The organism is Aeromonas sp. DNRA1 (assembly GCF_963888745.1).
In the GTDB taxonomy this organism is placed as follows: domain Bacteria; phylum Pseudomonadota; class Gammaproteobacteria; order Enterobacterales; family Aeromonadaceae; genus Aeromonas; species Aeromonas hydrophila.
In genome coordinates, this window is record NZ_CAWPKQ010000002.1 from 144,489 (window position 1) to 160,849 (window position 16,361).

The 16,361-nt window shown below is 61.4% G+C and carries 18 protein-coding genes and 1 pseudogene; 12 read left to right on the forward strand and 7 right to left on the reverse strand.

Annotated features, from left to right (window positions below):
* Positions 1–19: 19 nt before the first annotated feature.
* The 6 genes from AACQ43_RS06685 to AACQ43_RS06710 form a co-directional block, all read right to left on the reverse strand.
* Positions 20–658 carry a hypothetical protein gene (locus tag AACQ43_RS06685; RefSeq protein ID WP_168966619.1) on the reverse strand — a complete coding sequence of 213 codons (639 nt, stop codon included), beginning with the start codon at positions 656–658 and terminating at the stop codon, positions 20–22.
* Positions 648–1,787 (reverse strand): hypothetical protein, encoded by a 1,140-nt coding sequence (locus tag AACQ43_RS06690; RefSeq protein WP_011707106.1) that lies wholly within the window; start codon positions 1,785–1,787, stop codon positions 648–650. The genes AACQ43_RS06685 and AACQ43_RS06690 overlap by 11 nt, the downstream gene beginning before the upstream one ends.
* Positions 1,788–1,956: 169 nt before the next feature.
* Positions 1,957–2,325, reverse strand: coding sequence for a hypothetical protein (locus AACQ43_RS06695; RefSeq protein ID WP_016351742.1), 369 nt, complete (start codon positions 2,323–2,325; stop codon positions 1,957–1,959).
* 7 nt (positions 2,326–2,332) lie between these two features.
* Complete coding sequence (gene torD, locus AACQ43_RS06700; RefSeq protein ID WP_016351741.1) at positions 2,333–2,977, reverse strand: molecular chaperone TorD; 645 nt, start codon at positions 2,975–2,977, stop codon at positions 2,333–2,335.
* A 148-nt stretch (positions 2,978–3,125) separates the two neighbouring features.
* Entirely contained in the window at positions 3,126–3,530 is a 405-nt protein-coding gene (locus tag AACQ43_RS06705) for a GFA family protein (protein ID WP_146062903.1), read from the reverse strand.
* Between the two features lie 23 nt (positions 3,531–3,553).
* Positions 3,554–3,841: a hypothetical protein gene (locus AACQ43_RS06710; RefSeq protein WP_168966620.1), complete on the reverse strand. Its 288-nt coding sequence runs from the start codon at positions 3,839–3,841 to the stop codon at positions 3,554–3,556.
* Between the two features lie 432 nt (positions 3,842–4,273).
* On the opposite strand from AACQ43_RS06710, the gene glyA reads away from it, so the two are divergent.
* From glyA to ribBA, 7 genes and pseudogenes are all read left to right on the forward strand, one after another.
* On the forward strand, positions 4,274–5,527 hold the full coding sequence (gene glyA / locus AACQ43_RS06715) for a serine hydroxymethyltransferase (RefSeq protein ID WP_106553204.1): 1,254 nt from the start codon (positions 4,274–4,276) through the stop codon (positions 5,525–5,527).
* A gap of 84 nt (positions 5,528–5,611) precedes the next feature.
* Positions 5,612–6,091, forward strand: a pseudogene (locus AACQ43_RS06720) (hypothetical protein).
* Positions 6,092–6,166: 75 nt separating this feature from the next.
* Entirely contained in the window at positions 6,167–6,499 is a 333-nt protein-coding gene (locus tag AACQ43_RS06725) for an NIPSNAP family protein (RefSeq protein WP_168966621.1), read from the forward strand.
* A gap of 122 nt (positions 6,500–6,621) precedes the next feature.
* Positions 6,622–7,071, forward strand: coding sequence for a transcriptional regulator NrdR (gene nrdR, locus AACQ43_RS06730; protein WP_010675395.1), 450 nt, complete (start codon positions 6,622–6,624; stop codon positions 7,069–7,071).
* 96 nt (positions 7,072–7,167) lie between these two features.
* Positions 7,168–8,277, forward strand: coding sequence for a bifunctional diaminohydroxyphosphoribosylaminopyrimidine deaminase/5-amino-6-(5-phosphoribosylamino)uracil reductase RibD (gene ribD / locus AACQ43_RS06735; protein WP_168966623.1), 1,110 nt, complete (start codon positions 7,168–7,170; stop codon positions 8,275–8,277).
* A 53-nt stretch (positions 8,278–8,330) separates the two neighbouring features.
* On the forward strand, positions 8,331–8,984 hold the full coding sequence (locus tag AACQ43_RS06740; protein ID WP_168966625.1) for a riboflavin synthase: 654 nt from the start codon (positions 8,331–8,333) through the stop codon (positions 8,982–8,984).
* A 141-nt stretch (positions 8,985–9,125) separates the two neighbouring features.
* Positions 9,126–10,235: a bifunctional 3,4-dihydroxy-2-butanone-4-phosphate synthase/GTP cyclohydrolase II gene (gene ribBA, locus AACQ43_RS06745; RefSeq protein ID WP_016351734.1), complete on the forward strand. Its 1,110-nt coding sequence runs from the start codon at positions 9,126–9,128 to the stop codon at positions 10,233–10,235.
* 63 nt (positions 10,236–10,298) lie between these two features.
* Here ribBA and AACQ43_RS06750 read toward each other — a convergent pair whose 3' ends face one another.
* Positions 10,299–11,510: a S1 family peptidase gene (locus tag AACQ43_RS06750; RefSeq protein ID WP_168966627.1), complete on the reverse strand. Its 1,212-nt coding sequence runs from the start codon at positions 11,508–11,510 to the stop codon at positions 10,299–10,301.
* A 197-nt stretch (positions 11,511–11,707) separates the two neighbouring features.
* Between AACQ43_RS06750 and ribH the strand changes: the two genes are divergently transcribed.
* From ribH to AACQ43_RS06775, 5 genes are all read left to right on the forward strand, one after another.
* Positions 11,708–12,178 carry a 6,7-dimethyl-8-ribityllumazine synthase gene (ribH, locus tag AACQ43_RS06755; RefSeq protein ID WP_016351731.1) on the forward strand — a complete coding sequence of 157 codons (471 nt, stop codon included), beginning with the start codon at positions 11,708–11,710 and terminating at the stop codon, positions 12,176–12,178.
* 14 nt (positions 12,179–12,192) lie between these two features.
* Positions 12,193–12,606, forward strand: a complete 414-nt coding sequence (nusB, locus tag AACQ43_RS06760) for a transcription antitermination factor NusB (protein WP_011707095.1) — start codon at positions 12,193–12,195, stop codon at positions 12,604–12,606.
* A 61-nt stretch (positions 12,607–12,667) separates the two neighbouring features.
* Entirely contained in the window at positions 12,668–13,627 is a 960-nt protein-coding gene (gene thiL / locus AACQ43_RS06765; RefSeq protein WP_168966629.1) for a thiamine-phosphate kinase, read from the forward strand.
* A complete protein-coding gene (locus tag AACQ43_RS06770; RefSeq protein ID WP_168966631.1) occupies positions 13,624–14,118 on the forward strand; it encodes a phosphatidylglycerophosphatase A family protein in 495 nt (164 codons plus the stop codon). Before thiL ends, AACQ43_RS06770 begins: the two co-directional genes overlap by 4 nt.
* Before the next feature lie 511 nt (positions 14,119–14,629).
* Complete coding sequence (locus tag AACQ43_RS06775) at positions 14,630–16,354, forward strand: dipeptide ABC transporter ATP-binding protein (protein ID WP_011707092.1); 1,725 nt, start codon at positions 14,630–14,632, stop codon at positions 16,352–16,354.
* Positions 16,355–16,361: the final 7 nt, after the last annotated feature.

Below are 16,361 nucleotides of genomic sequence, written 5' to 3' on the forward strand. Positions count from 1 at the left end.
TTCGCCCCCTTTTACGGTGTTACCAGCTGAAGTGATAGCTCAGGGTCAGGTTGATCATCGGTTGCCAGTCGTGCTCCTTGATGAGCCACTGCTTGGCGCCGAACTCGGTGCCAAGGCGCCACTGCTGCCAGCGCCAGCTGCGTTCCAGTGTGACTCCCCAGTCCCGCAGGCCCTCATCTGCCCCATAGGCAGCCATGTGGGCCTGACTGCCCCGGGTCAGCCAGAGGTTGAGGGAGATCTCGGCCGGCAGCGGCAGGCTGTGCTCCATATACCAGAGCTGGCCATAACGGCCGCTGACGTCATAGAGTTGGCCCAAGGTGAGCTGGTGATCGTCGTCCAGTTGCCAGCCGAGGCGCCAGAAGGCGCTGAAACGGCTGCGATCGACCACCTGCATGGGCGCGACGCCGACCGCAAAGAAGCTCTTTTTATAGAGCGGCAAGGCCAGCCCGGCGCTCTGGCCATCGGCGAAGAGCAGGCCGACCTGGGTTTCCCGCTCATAGGCGAGCCAGAACTGCATGCTGGCATCGGCGCGGACTCCAGCCTGATTGCTGCCGAGCTGCCACTGACCGCCCAGCTGCCACTGGTTGTCCGGCTCTTTGGCCGACAGGGGCAGGGTCAGGGTCAGGAACAGCAGCGGCAGCCAGCACTTATTTGCCATAGAGCCGCGCCCAGTCACGGTCCTGATGCATGCCCATCAGGTGGCAGATGATGCCGGAGCGCTGGAAGGCGTAGATGAGCAGCACGCTGGTGGCGCTGAGCGCCATGATGAGGCCGAAGTTGTTGGGCAAGATGGTGCCTTGACGGGCGGTCCACCACAGCAAGAGCGGGCCCCACAGGTGCACGAAGATACTCTTGTGGAAGATGAAGACGGTCAGCGAGTACATGCCTATCCAGTTGAGCGGGCGCCAGCACAGCCGGATGTTGCGCTGATGCAGCCAGAGCACGGCCCCGATCACCAGAAACTCCATGCCCCAGATGCCGGCGCGGCCGACCATGTCCATCGCCAGTTCGTGTTCGTTGGCGTAGATGTCGCTGAGCTCGACCGTGCTGGTCTCGCCGAACATGAGATAGACGGCCAGCGCTACCAGCGAGAGCGTCAGCACCAGGGCGTTGAGGCGGTCCCGCCATTGGGGCCGCTGATGCCAGCACCAGCCGTAGAGGAAGCCGAAGCAGCCGCTGGCCATGAAGAGGTCGAGGCGGGCATCCAGCTCGTAGTCGGGGTGCACGTGCAGCTTCATCCAGCCGTCGATGTGACCGAGCAGATCCTGCACGCCGAGCTGATCCAGCAGCAGACTGAGCAGGGTCAGCAGCAGCATGCCGCGAATGCCGAACCAGGCGTAGACCAGCGAGAAGAGCGCCAGCAGGCACATCCACAGCATCACCGGATAGAACGAGATGGCCTCGCCGAAGTTGGGGGCGATCACCAGCCCTTCCACATAGAGCACCAGAATAATGCTGGCGAACAGCACCAGCTTGCCACCCAGTTGCGGTCTGAAGCTGGCCTGATCGCGGCGGCTGAGGTTGAAGGCGGCCAGCGCCAGGTAGATCTGGCTGACCCAGGGAATGAGCCAGGCCGAGACCTGGGCCGTGGTGTGATCCATGGGCAGCAGCTGGCCGGCCATCGCCTTGTGCGACAGATAGAAGCTGTCCCACAGGGCGTGTTCCCGGTTGAAGAAGTCGATGTACCAGTAGTTGAGGTAGCCGGTGTAGTGCTCGAAGACGGCCATGAAGATGACGAGCCCTCGCAACAGGTCGAGACCCGTGATGCGTGCATCCTGTGGAGGCATGCTGATGCTCCTGCATTGGTTGGAAAAGGAGCGGCACTATAACGGTTGCGACGAAACTGAACGGGAGCTGAATGTAAGCGAATGTTACTAGGAATTGAGGGTCTGCCCTTGTGACAAGGGCGGATGGGCGGATCGGGCTGTCATGATTTGTAATAGTTTTGGCGGTTTATCAGCCTTTCTGGCGGCCGAAGGCCTGGATGCCGCGCACCAGCACCAGCAGGCCGAGTCCGTGAAACGGCAGCGCCAGGGCGAGCAGCAGCAGCCAGTGGGCCTCGCTGCCGCTGCTGTTGATGAAGTCGACCCAGGCGGCCAGCAGGGCCAGCATGCCCGCTATCTGGAAGCGGCGGCGCAGCACCACCTCCACCCCGAGATTGGCGAGGTAGAGGGTCAGCAGGATACCGGCGAAACCGGTGAGCTGGGCGGTGCCGTAGAGGACGCGGTCCGGGTTGAACAGCAGGGTCACGAGGGGGGTAAGGCCCTGATCCAGCGGGATCAGGGCCAGCAGCCAGCAGGCAATCAGCAGCAGGGCCGTCTTCATGTCGAACTCAGTCGGCGGCTGGCGCCGGTTTGACCAGGCTGAGGTAGTTGGCATCCATGGTGAGGAAGACCCCCAGCAGGCGGGCGCTGGCACCGTAGAAGCCAAACGGATCGGCGGCGCGGCAGGCGCGCTCGAAATGCGGGAACCAGGCCAGCAGATGGCCGTGCAGCAAGGCCTCTTGCTCGCCGAGCCACTGTTCGCGCAGATCGGCGCTGGCGGCTTCGGCGGCGCGAATGATGAGATTGCCCATCAGATCCAGTTCGACCCCCAGATGATCGACCGGTTGTTGGTATTTGGCGCTGACATCGATATTGAGCCGGCTCAGCCGTGCCTGCATGCGCTCGAGCGCAGCGGCGTCCTGGTGGGCGGATTCATGGGGAGAGACGGCGTCGTTGGCCAGGAACAGCTCATGGAAGTCGCTGGCCAGCGCGTTGGCCCGCTCGGGACGCACCAGCAGGCGGGCGATGGCGTCATTGAGCTCGGCCACGGCCGGGCGCATGGGATCGAGCGTGGAGAGGCTCTTCAGGAAGCTTCGCACATCATAGCTGTCGTATTCGGCGATCTGTTCGTCGCTGAGCTGGGCGGTAAACAGGGTGGCAAACCACCAGTAAAGTTCGGCCCGACGTTCGCTAGTGGCCAGAAATTCCTGCATTTTTCCTCCGTGGATGGCAAGCGGGAAGCAGACTGAGCCCGATTCTAACGGCTTTGGCGGAAAAGTTAACCCATAGGTGACAATCCGCCGAACAAGTCGGGAAAAACGCCGCCAGAGGCGGCCTTTTCAGGGCATGTCGGCGACAGTGTCAGGCGGTGGGGCGAGTCTCGAACTGCGGCAGCTCATCGGTGATCTCGTGCCAGGGAGCCTTGGAGCCGACGAAAATGTGAAAGCCGGGTCGCTGGCTCGGCGCTGTGTCGAGAATGCCGAGGCGCAGGTTCAGCTTGCCGCTGCTGCGCTTCTCGCTGAACAGGCTGGAGCCGCAGTGGCGGCAGAAGGCGAGGGTGGTTTCGGGGGATTTCTGGAAGCGGCTGATGGCCTCCTCTCCTTGGGTGATGGTGACGAGCGCGCCATCCAGGCCGCCCACCGGGGCGTAATCGGCGCCGGAAAATTTGCGGCACTCGGAACAGTGGCAGTTGCCCAGATAGTCGAAGCGGTCGGGCAGGCTCAGGGCGACGGCGCCGCACAGGCAGCTGGCGGTCAATGATGTCATCTTGCGGATCCTTGGCTGATGGGTCAGAGCTCCTCGCGATAGAGCGTCTTCTTGCAGTGGGTGCAGATATGCTGGCGCCGGAAATCGGTCTGGTGCACCAGGCCCACATCCAGTTGCTGATGGTGGCCGCAATGAATGCAGAAGATGATGTCGCCATCGATGGCTTCCGGGTGGGCTGCCAGATACTGCTCGCGGGTGGGCAGTTGATCCCACTGCGTGACAAAGGGACTCTTGCGAGTGCCGGTATAGTAGATCCAATAGAACAGCGCGAATACCGAAATAATCAGAAACAGCATCAGGTTATCCAGCATGGCTTACTCCCGTGAGGTCTGCGGTGCAAAGAGGCAAGGGGTGACGTGAGCAGCAGTTGACCGGATGCGATGAGAGGGCCCTTCTGTTGCCGGTCGCGTTGTTGCTGCGCATGCCGGACAACCGCTGTGCCAGTTAAAGATGTTATCTGTTAGTAAATGCTATATCCATGATCTGGCTCTGGTTTTGGCCGTTCGACCAGTCCGGGCCCGGTCATGTTGCCTGGGCGCTGGCTGGCGATGGCACGGCTGGCGTGGGTGTCGGATGATGGCGGCCCAGCCGATTGGAGGCCATGGTCATTGTGAATTTCGCGACACATTTTACATTTTTTAAACAAATTTTTGGGTGGTTGGACTGTCTCTTTGATCCAGCTCACGTTACAATGCGCGGGCCCACTTCACCTATCGCGCAAACGATTTTCAGGAGAGAAACGGATGTTGAAACGTGACATGACCATCGCCGGCTATGATCCAGAGCTGTGGCAGGCCATCACAGACGAGACCCGTCGTCAGGAAGAGCATATCGAGCTGATTGCGTCCGAGAACTACACCAGCCCCCGAGTCATGGAAGCCCAGGGCTCCCAGCTGACCAACAAGTACGCCGAAGGTTACCCCGCCAAGCGTTACTACGGTGGTTGCGAGTATGTGGATGTGGTTGAAACCCTGGCTATCGAGCGCGCCAAAGAGCTGTTCGGTGCCACTTACGCCAACGTGCAGCCGCACTCCGGCTCCCAGGCAAACAGCGCCGTCTACATGGCCCTGCTGCAGCCGGGCGACACCGTGCTGGGCATGAACCTGGCCCACGGCGGTCACCTGACCCACGGCTCCCCGGTCAACTTCTCCGGCAAGCTGTACAACATTATTCCTTACGGTATCGATGAGTCCGGCAAGATCGACTACGACGACATGGAACGTCAGGCTGTCGAGCACAAGCCGAAGATGATGATCGGTGGCTTCTCCGCCTACTCCGGCATCGTTGACTGGGCCCGTATGCGTGAAATCGCCGACAAGGTCGGTGCCTGGCTGTTTGTCGACATGGCACACGTGGCAGGCCTCATCGCCGCTGGCGTCTACCCGAACCCGGTGCCTCACGCGCACGTGGTCACCTCCACCACCCACAAGACCCTGGCCGGTCCGCGCGGTGGTCTGATCCTCTCCGCCGCCGACGACGAGGAGCTCTACAAGAAGCTCAACTCCGCCGTCTTCCCGGGTGGTCAGGGTGGCCCGCTGATGCACGTCATCGCCGGTAAAGCGGTGGCCTTCAAAGAGGCACTGGAACCCGAGTTCAAGACCTACCAGGCTCAGGTTGTCAAGAACGCCAAGGCGATGGCAGCGACCTTCATCGAGCGCGGTTACAAGATCGTCTCCGGCGGTACCGACAACCACCTGATGCTGGTTGACCTGATCGGCCGTGAGCTGACCGGCAAAGAGGCCGATGCGGCCCTTGGCAAAGCCAACATCACCGTCAACAAGAACTCCGTGCCCAACGACCCGCGCTCCCCGTTCGTCACCTCCGGCGTGCGGATCGGTACCCCGGCCATCACCCGCCGTGGTTTCAAGGAAGCCGAGTCCATCCAGCTGACCAACTGGATCTGCGATGTGCTGGACAACCACGACAACGATGCCGTGCTGGCCACCGTACGTGAACAGGTGCTGGACATCTGCCGTCGTTTCCCGGTGTATGCCTGATAACGGCCCTCACCCGGTTTGAGACCAATGCCACCCACGGGTGGCATTGTTTTTTTGTGGCGTTTGGCAACACAGGAGGGCCTGATGACGCTGAACGGTGAAGAGCATTGCGGGCAAGGCAAGGTGGCCAAGGCCAGTGAACAGCAAGAACCGGCACTGGAGGCTGCGCTCAGGCAGGCGATCCGCGCCCAGTACCACTTTCGCGCCAGCGAACAGGGGCTGCTGGCGTGGGACGTGCGCCGGCTGGTGCGACTGAGCCGCGATCTGCCGGTGTAGGCGGTGGCGCTTGGCGAGATTGCCGAGCTCGATCAGGTGCACTGGTACGGTCATGGCAGCGCCACTCCGACGGTACGCAGCGTGGTGGCGCACTGCCAGCTCATCATGGCGGCGGATCTCGCCTATCCGATCATTCTCGACAGCGCCGGTCGGGTGATGGATGGGATGCACCGGGTAGGCAAGGCGTTGCTGCTGGGCCACAGCCATATCGAGGCGCGCCGCTTTGCCGTGGATCCCGCCCCCGATTATCAGGGCTGCGACCCCGATACCCTGCCTTATGACGACTGAGCTCGGTTGATTGGATAGTCAGGGTGAACATCGGAAACACTATTTTTCAAGAGATGGATTGCAGGAGATAGCTCAGTGAAGAGAGTGCTAGAGATCCGAAACTATCGGCTCAAAGCCGGGAGTGGAGCGATTTTTCATAAGTTGGTGGCAGAACAGAGTTTGCCTCTACATCGTGAGTGGGGGATGGATGTGGTGAATCACGGACCCTCCCTACATGATCCGGACGTTTATTTTTTGATGCGGGCTTACGATGACCTTGAGGAATTAAATCGTTCACAGGCGGCATTCTATGCCACTGAAGCATGGCGGACAGGTCCGAGAGAAGCCATTGTCGAGTTAATCGAGAGCGACGCCAATACTGTGATCTGGTTGTCTGATGTCGCCATTGATGCACTCCGTGGTTGCTGATGGCATCTGTCACATCCCTTGTTTCCACAGGCTTTTACCGGTTCCGGATGGCCGTGCTACACTGGCCGGCCTAGCGCCAGCCCCCGGGGCCGGCGCCCTTTTCCGTCAACGCCGGAGGTCCGATGCATTGCCCTTTCTGTAGTGCGGTAGATACCAAGGTGATCGATTCCCGTTTGGTGGCCGAAGGCCATCAGGTGCGCCGCCGTCGCGAATGTCTGCTCTGCCACGAGCGCTTCACCACCTTCGAGATGGCCGAGCTGGTGATGCCCCGCGTCATCAAATCCAATGGCTCGCGCGAGCCGTTCAACGAAGACAAGCTGCGGGCCGGCATTCTGCGGGCGCTGGAGAAGCGGCCGGTGAGCATGGAGGCCATCGAAAAGGCGGTCAACCACATCAAGTCCCGCCTGCGCGCCACCGGCGAGCGCGAAGTCGCCTCCCAGCTGGTGGGCAACCTGGTGATGGACGAGCTCAAGAGCCTGGACAAGGTGGCCTATATCCGCTTTGCCTCCGTCTATCGCAGCTTTGAAGATATTCGCGAGTTCGGCGAAGAGATCGCCAAGCTGGAGAAGTAAGCCTTTCTTCCAAACCAGGTTGCCGCGTTCGATTACGCTGCGCTAATCGAACCTACGATATTGCGTAAGCCTGGATGTGCTGTCAGAGGAGCCCAGATGTTTAGTCAAGACGATTACCAATGGATGAGCCGGGCCCTCGAACTGGCCCGCCGCGGCCGTTACACCACGGCCCCCAACCCTTGCGTCGGCGCCGTGCTGGTGAAAGCTGGCGTGGTGGTGGGAGAGGGCTGGCACCAGCGCGCGGGCGAGCCCCATGCCGAGGTGTACGCCCTGCATGCCGCCGGTGACAACGCCCGCGGCGCCACCGCCTACGTGACCCTGGAGCCCTGCTCCCATCACGGTCGCACGCCGCCCTGCGCTGAGGCGCTCATCAAAGCCGGGGTGACCCGGGTGGTGGCCGCCATGGTGGATCCCAATCCCCAGGTGGGCGGGCGCGGCCTGCGGATGCTCTCCGAGGCGGGTATCAAGACCGATTTCGGCCTGCTGGCCGCGGAAGCCGAGGCGCTCAACCCGGGCTTTTTCAAGCGGATGCGCACCGCGTTTCCGCAGGTGACGGTCAAGCTTGGCGCCAGCCTGGATGGCCGCACCGCCATGGCGAGCGGCGAGAGCCAGTGGATCACCTCCCCGGAGGCGCGTCGCGACGTGCAGCGACTGCGGGCCCGCCACGATGCGGTGCTCTCCAGTGCCGAGACGGTGCTGGTGGATAACGCCTCCCTCAGCGTGCGCTGGGACGAGCTGCCTGCCTCGGTCCAGGCCGCCTATCCCAAAGAGACCCTGCGCCAGCCGCTGCGGGTCATCGTCGATTCGCAAAACCGGCTCACCCCGGATCTGCCGCTGTTCCAGAGCGAGGGCCCGGTACTGCTGGCTCGCCACAAGGCATCCGGTGAGTGGCCCGCCTGGGTGCAGCAGCTGGAAGTGCCGCTGCTGGACGGCAAGCTGGATCTGGTCAGCCTGTTCATGCTGCTGGCCAAGCAGAACGTCAACTCTGTGCTGGTGGAGGCGGGGCCGCGGCTGTGCGGCGCCCTGCTGGACAAGGGGTTGGTGGATGACCTGGTACTCTATCAGGCGCCCAAACTGATGGGGGATGAAGGGCGCGGCCTGTTCCACCTGCCGGGGCTGACCCGGCTGTTCCAGGTGCCCAAGCTCAACATCAAGGATGTGCGCATGGTGGGGCCGGATATCCGCATTACGGCCAGACTGGCCTGATTTATCAATGTTAAAGGGGGCGGTGCCGCCCCGTCATCAGCAAGGTGATCTGCATGTTTACCGGAATTATCGAAGCGGTGGGAACCCTGGCCGAGCTACACCGTCAGGGTGAGGACATGGTCCTCACCGTGCACGCACCGACCCTGGACTTTGGCGACGTCAAGCTGGGCGACTCCATCGCCACCAACGGCGTCTGCCTCACCGTGATCGCGCTCGGCGACAAGAGCTATACCGCCGACGTGTCGCTGGAAACCCTCTCCCGCACCGGTTTCGCCACCGCCAGGGTGGGCGATCGGGTCAACCTCGAGAAGGCGTTGATGCCCACTTCCCGCCTCGGTGGCCACCTGGTCTCCGGCCATGTGGACGGCATCGGCGAGGTGAAGAGCAAATCGTCCAGCGGCCGCGCCATCGAATACTGGATCAAGGCGCCGGGCGAACTCTCCCGCTACATCGCCGAGAAGGGATCGATCGCGGTGGACGGCATCAGCCTCACCGTCAACGCGGTGCAGGGGGATCTGTTCCGGCTGACCATAGTGCCCCACACTGCCCAGGAGACCACCATCGCCCAGTGGAAAGCTGGCTACAGGGTCAATCTCGAGGTGGATCAGATTGCCCGCTATCTGGAGCGGCTGATGACGGGCAAGCGCGAGGAGAGCAACGCCTCCACCCTGACCCTGGAAAAGCTGGCCCAGTCCGGTTTCCTGTGATGGCCCCTCGGCGGGAAAAACGCTTTTCTGTGATCCCGCGCCAATTGAAATGGGGCCCCCTGTGCCCCATCTAGAGCACAATAGGCATTATCAAGCCGAGCCGACTGGCTCAATCCCCGCAGCATGTTGATGGAGTAGCCCATGGCGCTAAGCACGACCCAGGAAATCATTGCCGATATCAAGGCTGGCAAGATGGTGATCCTGATGGATGACGAAGACAGGGAGAACGAAGGGGACCTCATCATGGCCGCCTCCTGTGTCCGCCCGGAAGATATCAACTTCATGGCCCGCTACGGCCGGGGGCTCATCTGTTTGACCCTGACCCGGGATCGCTGCAAGCAGCTGGCGCTGCCGCTGATGGTCGATCGCAACAACGCCCAGTTCTCCACCGCCTTCACCGTGACCATTGAAGCGGCCGAAGGGGTAACCACCGGCATTTCCGCCGCCGACCGCGCGGTGACCGTGCAGGCTGCTGTCGCACCGAACGCCAAGGCGGCCGATCTGGTGCAGCCCGGTCACATCTTCCCGCTGATGGCGCAGGACGGTGGCGTGCTGACTCGCGCCGGCCACACCGAGGCCGGTTGCGATCTGGCCCGGCTGGCCGGTTACGAGCCGGCGTCCGTCATCGTCGAGATCCTCAACGAAGACGGCACCATGGCGCGCCGCCCTGATCTGGAGCTGTTCGCCGAGCAGCACGGCATCAAGCTCGGTACCATCGCCGACCTCATCGAATACCGCAACCAGCACGAGACTACGGTGGAGAAGGTGGCCGAGTGCAAGCTGCCCACCGAGTTTGGCGAGTTCGATCTCATCACCTTCCGCGACACCATCGACAACCAGGTACACTTCGCCCTGAAAAAGGGTGAGGTTCAGGCCGAACAGCCGACCCTGGTGCGGGTCCATCTGCACGACGTGTTGAGCGATCTGCTGTTGACTGATCGCCACAGCGCCCGCAGCTGGCCGCTGCCCAAATCCATGGCCCGCATCGCCGACGAAGGCGGGGTGCTGGTGATCCTGGGGGCGGAAGCTCACGGCGCCGAGCTGCTGGCCCGGGTCAAGGGGTTCGAGGCGGCGGACAAGGGGCTGGCACCGGAAGGGGCCAAGTGGCAGGGCACCTCGCGCCGGGTCGGCGTTGGTTCCCAGATCCTCAAGGCACTGGGTGTCGGCAAGATGCGCCTGTTGAGCTCACCGAAGAAGTACCACGCCCTCGGCGGTTTCGGCCTGGAAGTGGTGGAGTACGTCGGCGAATAAGCCTGATGCGATGAAACGGAGATGAAACAAGGGATGACCTCGGTCATCCCTTGTTGTTTTGCCTTAGCGGCGCCGGCGTAACCAGGCCAGCGGCAGCAGCAACAGGGCTGCGAAACCGGTGGCGCCACCACCGCCACTGCTTGAAGTCGTGGTCGTTGTGGTGGTCGTGGTGGTATCCGGAGTCTTGGTGGGCTCGCTGGTGAGACTGATCAAGGCCCCTTCAAGACGCTGGCTCGCCCCCTGTTCATTGGTGGCGGTGAGTTCAACGCCCTTCACGCGCAGGGTACCGACTGTGTCGTTGCCATCGGCGCGAAGGCGCAGGGTGCAGGTTTGACCCGCTTCCAGACGGCCAGCGCAGCCGTTGCTCATGGCGGGGGCGTCGCTGTAGATGCCGCTCAGGGTGACCGCCTGGTTGCTGCGGTTGGCCAGCAGGTAGTCGGCCCAGCCACTGGTGCCTGAAGGCAGGATCAGGCCGCGGACCGTGGTCAGGGTGACGCCTTGCTGCTGCTCGGCGATCCAGTCACGGAAGGCGGGGGCGTAGACATAGCCACCGGCGCTGCCGGTGGCGCAGGGGAAGGCACCGTAGCTGGTCACGCCGACCAGTTGTCCACCATAGGTGAGCGGACCACCGCTGTCGCCTTTGCAGGTGTCCTGACCGGCCAGCTTGCCGGCGAAGATATGGGTCGTGGTCGGGTCACCGTACCAGAAGTCCCGGTCTCCCCGATAGGCGAGATCCACCGCCAGCAGTTGCGGGCTGGCTTTGGTCGCGCTGGGGTCGATGCCACCGTACCCCAGGGCATGCAGCATGGTCGTGTTCTGCTGCCAGGTATCCTTGATGACGGGGTCGGCGATGGTGATTGGTGCCTGGGTAACGGGGGTGGCAAGGTGCAGCAGGGCTACATCCGAGGCGTTCGGGGTGTCGCGATAACCCAGATTGATCAGCAGGTTGACGTAATACTCCGGGTGCATCAGCACCTGGTCGACCTTGCTGCGAAGGTGAGGACGGCTGAGATCACTCACCCCGATGGCCACTTCCATGGGGCCGGACTGGGCATTTGCTACGCAGTGCGCTGCGGTGAGTACCCACTGCTTGTCGATGAGAGTGCCGCCGCAGAAATTGCTCCAATTGCCGTTGACGACTTCGCCGATAGCCACCATCCAGCTGGGGGCTGTCACGGCGCTGCCACCGATGATGCGCGGGCTGCCAGCATCGGCCTGAGCGGCCAGCGGCAGCAGGCAGGCGAGTGCGACGCTGCTGCGTTTGAAATCCAACATACTGAACTCCTTGGTGTTATTATTTTAACCCGTAGTAGGGTGACGTATTATTAACAGGTCGGATCAGTTAAGCAAAAAGTCAATTGCGCTCTCGTTGCCAGAATTGTGATGCATGTTTTTGTCCGATTCCCCTTTGTGCTAGAATGTGCGCACTTTTGACTCCGGCCCCTTTTGATTGCACAGAGACAGGATTTCCCATGAAGGTTATCGAAGGAAATATCGCCGCTCCTGAGGCGCGCGTTGCTATTGTCGTTGCCCGTTTCAACAGCTTCATCAACGAAAGCCTGGTGGACGGTGCGGTAGACGTACTGAAGCGTCAAGGTCAAGTCCAGGACAGCAACCTGACCCTGGTGCGAGTGCCGGGCGCAGTCGAAATCCCCCTGGCCATCAAGAAGCTGGCCAAGAGTGGTCAATATGACGCCATCGTGGCGCTGGGCACCGTCATCCGTGGCGGCACCTATCACTTCGATCTGGTGGCAAACGAGAACAGCAAGGGCATGGCCCAGGTAATGATGGAATATGAAATTCCGGTTGCCTTCGGCGTACTGACCACTGAAAACATTGAACAAGCCATCGAGCGTGCCGGTACCAAGGCGGGTAACAAAGGTGCAGAGGCAGCATTGAGCGCGCTCGAAATGATCAACGTCCTGAAACAGCTGGACGTGTAACGAGGAGAAATGCATTGAAACCGTCCGAGCGCCGCAAGGCCCGCCATTGTGCCACCCAGGCCATCTACCAGTGGCAGATGACCAAGGCCAACGTGGGCGACATCGAAGAGCAGTTCAAGATCGATCAGGACACCAAGGGTGTGGACCTGAACTACTTCCGCGATCTGCTGTTCGGAGTAGCCCTCCACTGCAACGAGCTGGACAAGGTCTTCGCACCTTTCCTCTCCCGTCCGCTGGAAGAAGTGGACATGGTGGACAAGGCGATCCTGCGTCTGGCGACCTATGAGCTGACCCGTCGTGATGATGTGCCGCCGCGCGTGGCCATCAACGAAGCGATCGAGCTGGCCAAATCCTTTGCTGCCGATGACAGCCACAAGTTTGTCAACGGTGTACTGGACAAGGTGATCAAGTCGCTGAACAAGCGTTGATCCTGCTGTCCGTCAACAGCATCTAAGAGAGGAGCCAGCTTATTTGCTGGCTTTTTACTGTATGGGTGAATTCGAGCTGATTGATAAGTACTTCAAGGTCCCCCACGCCCGCAAGGACGTGGTGATGGGCCCTGGAGATGATTGTGCCCTGCTGACCCTGCCCCCCGACACCCAGCTGGCGGTGAGCACGGATACCCTGGTGAGCGGCGTCCACTTCTTTCCCGACATGGATCCGGTGGATCTGGGCTACAAGGCGCTGGCGGTCAATCTCTCCGATCTGGCCGCCATGGGTGCCGAGCCGCGCTGGGTGTCGCTGGCGCTGACCCTGCCCACCATCAACGAGGCTTGGGTGGCCGGCTTTGCCGAAGGGTTCCTGGAGCTTGCCGAATACTACAACGTAGCGCTGGTGGGTGGTGACATGACCCGTGGCCCGCTCTCCATCACGGTGTCGGTGAAAGGGTCAGTGCCGGCTGGCCGTGCCCTGCTGCGCAGCGGTGCCAAGGCCGGGGACGGGGTCTATGTGACCGGCACCCTGGGCGATGCCGCCCTGGCGCTCTCCCATCTGCTGGCCAAGCGAACCCTCAACGAGAACCAGCTGGCGGCCGTGTTGCCGCGGCTCGACCATCCCCATCCCCGTATTCTGGCCGGACAGGCCCTGCGCGGGCTGGCAGGCAGCGCGCTGGATCTCTCCGACGGGTTGGCCTCGGATCTCGGCCATATCCTCAAGGCCTCCGGCGTGCGGGCCCAGATTGATCTCGATCTGCTGCCGCTCTCGCCGGTGCTGCAGGATGCGGTGAGCGAACAGGATGCCTGGCAGCTGGCACTGGCCGGTGGCGATGACTATGAGCTCTGTTTCACCGTGCCGGAGGAGCATCGCGGCGCGCTGGACACGGCGCTGGCCAACTGCGGCGTCAAGTTTACCCGTATCGGCCGCATCGTTGCCGGCGAACCTGGCATCGACTATCTGCGGGGTGAACAAACGGTGGAGCTGGAGCTGAAAGGGTGGGACCACTTCGCATGAGTCTGTTCACGATAAAGCCAGAGCTGAAGCGGCTGAACCTGAAGCATCCGCTGCACTTTCTGGCGGTGGGCCTTGGCTCCGGCCTCTCGCCCAAGGCGCCGGGTACCATGGGGACGCTCGCCGCCATCCCCCTTTACCTGCTGGTGAGCGGTCTGTCGACGCCCTGGTTCATCGCACTGCTGATAGTGGGCTTCGTGGCGGGCATCCGCATCTGCCAGAGCGCCACCGATGCCATCGGCATGCCGGATCACGGCGCCATTGTCTGGGACGAGGTGATCGGTTTTGGGGTCACCATGATAGCGGCCCCGGCCGGCTGGGAGTGGGTGCTGGCCGGCTTCGTGCTGTTCCGGGTGTTCGACATCCTCAAGCCTTGGCCCATCTCCTGGTTTGACCGCCGCATTCATGGCGGCCTCGGCATCATGCTGGACGATCTCATCGCTGGCCTGTTCGCCCTGTTTTGTATGCAATCACTGGCATACTGGCTGGGTTGAGGGTGACAGCAAGGGGGGAGCGCCATGCTGGCATCCCCCTATATATCTCTGTTTAGTTTTCATTCATCGGCATATGCTGCCGTTAAAAAATCATTTCACATAAATATTCACTACTCATTCGAAGCTTAAGACTATTAAGTCAATAGTGAATATTCCCGCCTGTTACGTCCTTGTTGAAAGTAAAAGCACTATTCATGGATTTTATCGGTCATATAGTCTGTATATGTGATAGGAGTCATGATTTATGACTGCTGTTCAGGCTGCTGACTGAGCAAAGTATTGCGAAATTGTATAACCCGATCATTTACACTCGCCGCCAAACCGTCTAAGTTACTCGCGGGTTATTCCAAAAAAATGCAAAAAACCCGCCCGGATCGCTGGTTTCGTTGTCTCATGGATTGAGCGTTTTGCAGTCACATCAAGCACTCAAGATCACCCCACGGCACGACCGGCATCTGCGGCCGATTTACGGACGAATTATTTGGGACGGATGTCCCCCGCAGAGGTAAACATGTCCTTGCTCGAAGTGAAAAACTTGCGGATCGAGTATCCCTCCCGCTACGGGGTGCTGGCCGCAGTGAAGGATCTCTCTTTTTCCGTTGAAAAGGGCGAGATCGTCGGTGTGGTAGGCGAGTCCGGTGCCGGCAAGTCCACCATAGGCAACGCCGTCATCGACCTGCTGAGCCCCCCTGGCCGTATCGCCCGTGGCGACATCTATCTCAATGGCGAACTCATCTCCGGCAAGAGCCAGAACGAGATGCGGGCCATTCGAGGATCGCGCATCGGCTTCATCTTCCAGGACCCCATGACCTCCCTCAATCCGCTGTTCACGGTCGAACGGCAGCTGGTTGAAACCATTCTGGCAAATACCGACCTCACCCGTGAGGCGGCGTTTGCCAAGGCGCTTTCCCTGATGGCGGCGGTGGGGATCCCGCAGCCTGAGCTGCGCATCAAGCAGTATCCCCATCAGTTCTCCGGCGGCATGCGCCAGCGGGTGGTCATTGCCATCGCCCTCTCCGGCGACCCCGAGCTCATCATCGCCGACGAGCCGACCACGGCGCTGGACGTCTCCATTCAGGATCAGATCCTTCAGCTCATCCGCAACCTCTGCAAAGAGCGGCAGGTGGGCTGCATGCTGGTGACTCACGACATGGGCGTGGTGTCCAACGTCACCGACAAGGTGGCGGTCATGTATCGCGGCGATCTGGTGGAGTTCGGTACCACCGAACAGGTGCTGGGCCGCCCCAACCACCCCTATACCCGCAGCCTCATCTCGGCGGTGCCCCGATCCGATGTGAAGCTGGTGCGCTTCCCGCTGGTCTCCTATATCGAGGACGCCGGTGCGGCGGATACCAGCATCGATCTCAAGACCCACTGGCTCGGCCAGAGTCAGGACGAGCGCGCCTATGAAGGGGCGCTGCTGCGGGTGGAAAACGTGGATCTGAAGTTCGTCACTAAGGATTCCCTGTTCCCGAGCCGCCGCCAGTATGTGCGGGCCTGCAACAACATCAGCTTCGAGATCTTCGAGGGTGAAACCTTCGGTCTGGTGGGGGAGTCTGGCTCCGGCAAGTCGACTATCGCCCGTGCCATCACCGGCCTCTATCCGCCCGATACCGGCAAGATCTTCTTCGAGGGGATCGATCTGACCGCGCTCAAGGGTGAGCATGAGCGTCGCCCGCTGCGCCGCCAGATGCAGATGGTGTTCCAGAACCCCTACTCCTCGATGAACCCGCGCATGAAGGTGCGCGACATCATCGCCGAGCCGATCCGCTTTCATAAGCTGGCCGGCAGCGAGAGCCAGATCGAGGGGATCGTGGGGGATCTGCTGGATCACGTCGGCCTTGGCCGTGGTGCCGGGGTCAAGTATCCCCACGAATTCTCCGGCGGCCAGCGTCAGCGCATCTCCATTGCCCGCGCCCTGGCGACCCGGCCACGCTTCCTCATCTGCGACGAGCCCACCTCTGCACTGGATGTGTCGGTACAGGCCCAGATCCTCAACCTGCTCAAGGATCTGCAGCAGGAGCTTGGCCTCACCATGCTGTTCATCAGCCACGATCTGCCGGTGATCCGCCAGATGTGCGATCGCATCGGGGTGATGCAGCACGGCCATCTGGTGGAAGTGGCGGAGACCGAGAAACTCTTTACCAATGCCGAGCATGAGTACAGCCGCAAGCTGATCTCCCTCATGCCGGAGTTCAAGGGAATGTCCCGCGAGGGGCTGGAAATCGCAAGCTAGGAAAGGG

What these genes read in the sequence shown, in the direction of transcription:
- glyA (WP_106553204.1), top strand. Translation starts at nt 4,274, where the DNA reads ATGTTGAAACGTGACATGACCATCGCCGGCTATGATCCAGAGCTGTGG.
- AACQ43_RS06705 (WP_146062903.1), bottom strand. Translation starts at nt 3,530, where the DNA reads ATGACATCATTGACCGCCAGCTGCCTGTGCGGCGCCGTCGCCCTGAGC.
- AACQ43_RS06710 (WP_168966620.1), bottom strand. Translation starts at nt 3,841, where the DNA reads ATGCTGGATAACCTGATGCTGTTTCTGATTATTTCGGTATTCGCGCTG.
- AACQ43_RS06690 (WP_011707106.1), bottom strand. Translation starts at nt 1,787, where the DNA reads ATGCCTCCACAGGATGCACGCATCACGGGTCTCGACCTGTTGCGAGGG.
- AACQ43_RS06685 (WP_168966619.1), bottom strand. Translation starts at nt 658, where the DNA reads ATGGCAAATAAGTGCTGGCTGCCGCTGCTGTTCCTGACCCTGACCCTG.
- thiL (WP_168966629.1), top strand. Translation starts at nt 12,668, where the DNA reads ATGGGTGAATTCGAGCTGATTGATAAGTACTTCAAGGTCCCCCACGCC.
- AACQ43_RS06770 (WP_168966631.1), top strand. Translation starts at nt 13,624, where the DNA reads ATGAGTCTGTTCACGATAAAGCCAGAGCTGAAGCGGCTGAACCTGAAG.
- torD (WP_016351741.1), bottom strand. Translation starts at nt 2,977, where the DNA reads ATGCAGGAATTTCTGGCCACTAGCGAACGTCGGGCCGAACTTTACTGG.
- AACQ43_RS06740 (WP_168966625.1), top strand. Translation starts at nt 8,331, where the DNA reads ATGTTTACCGGAATTATCGAAGCGGTGGGAACCCTGGCCGAGCTACAC.
- ribD (WP_168966623.1), top strand. Translation starts at nt 7,168, where the DNA reads ATGTTTAGTCAAGACGATTACCAATGGATGAGCCGGGCCCTCGAACTG.
- nrdR (WP_010675395.1), top strand. Translation starts at nt 6,622, where the DNA reads ATGCATTGCCCTTTCTGTAGTGCGGTAGATACCAAGGTGATCGATTCC.
- AACQ43_RS06695 (WP_016351742.1), bottom strand. Translation starts at nt 2,325, where the DNA reads ATGAAGACGGCCCTGCTGCTGATTGCCTGCTGGCTGCTGGCCCTGATC.
- ribBA (WP_016351734.1), top strand. Translation starts at nt 9,126, where the DNA reads ATGGCGCTAAGCACGACCCAGGAAATCATTGCCGATATCAAGGCTGGC.
- AACQ43_RS06750 (WP_168966627.1), bottom strand. Translation starts at nt 11,510, where the DNA reads ATGTTGGATTTCAAACGCAGCAGCGTCGCACTCGCCTGCCTGCTGCCG.
- AACQ43_RS06775 (WP_011707092.1), top strand. Translation starts at nt 14,630, where the DNA reads ATGTCCTTGCTCGAAGTGAAAAACTTGCGGATCGAGTATCCCTCCCGC.
- ribH (WP_016351731.1), top strand. Translation starts at nt 11,708, where the DNA reads ATGAAGGTTATCGAAGGAAATATCGCCGCTCCTGAGGCGCGCGTTGCT.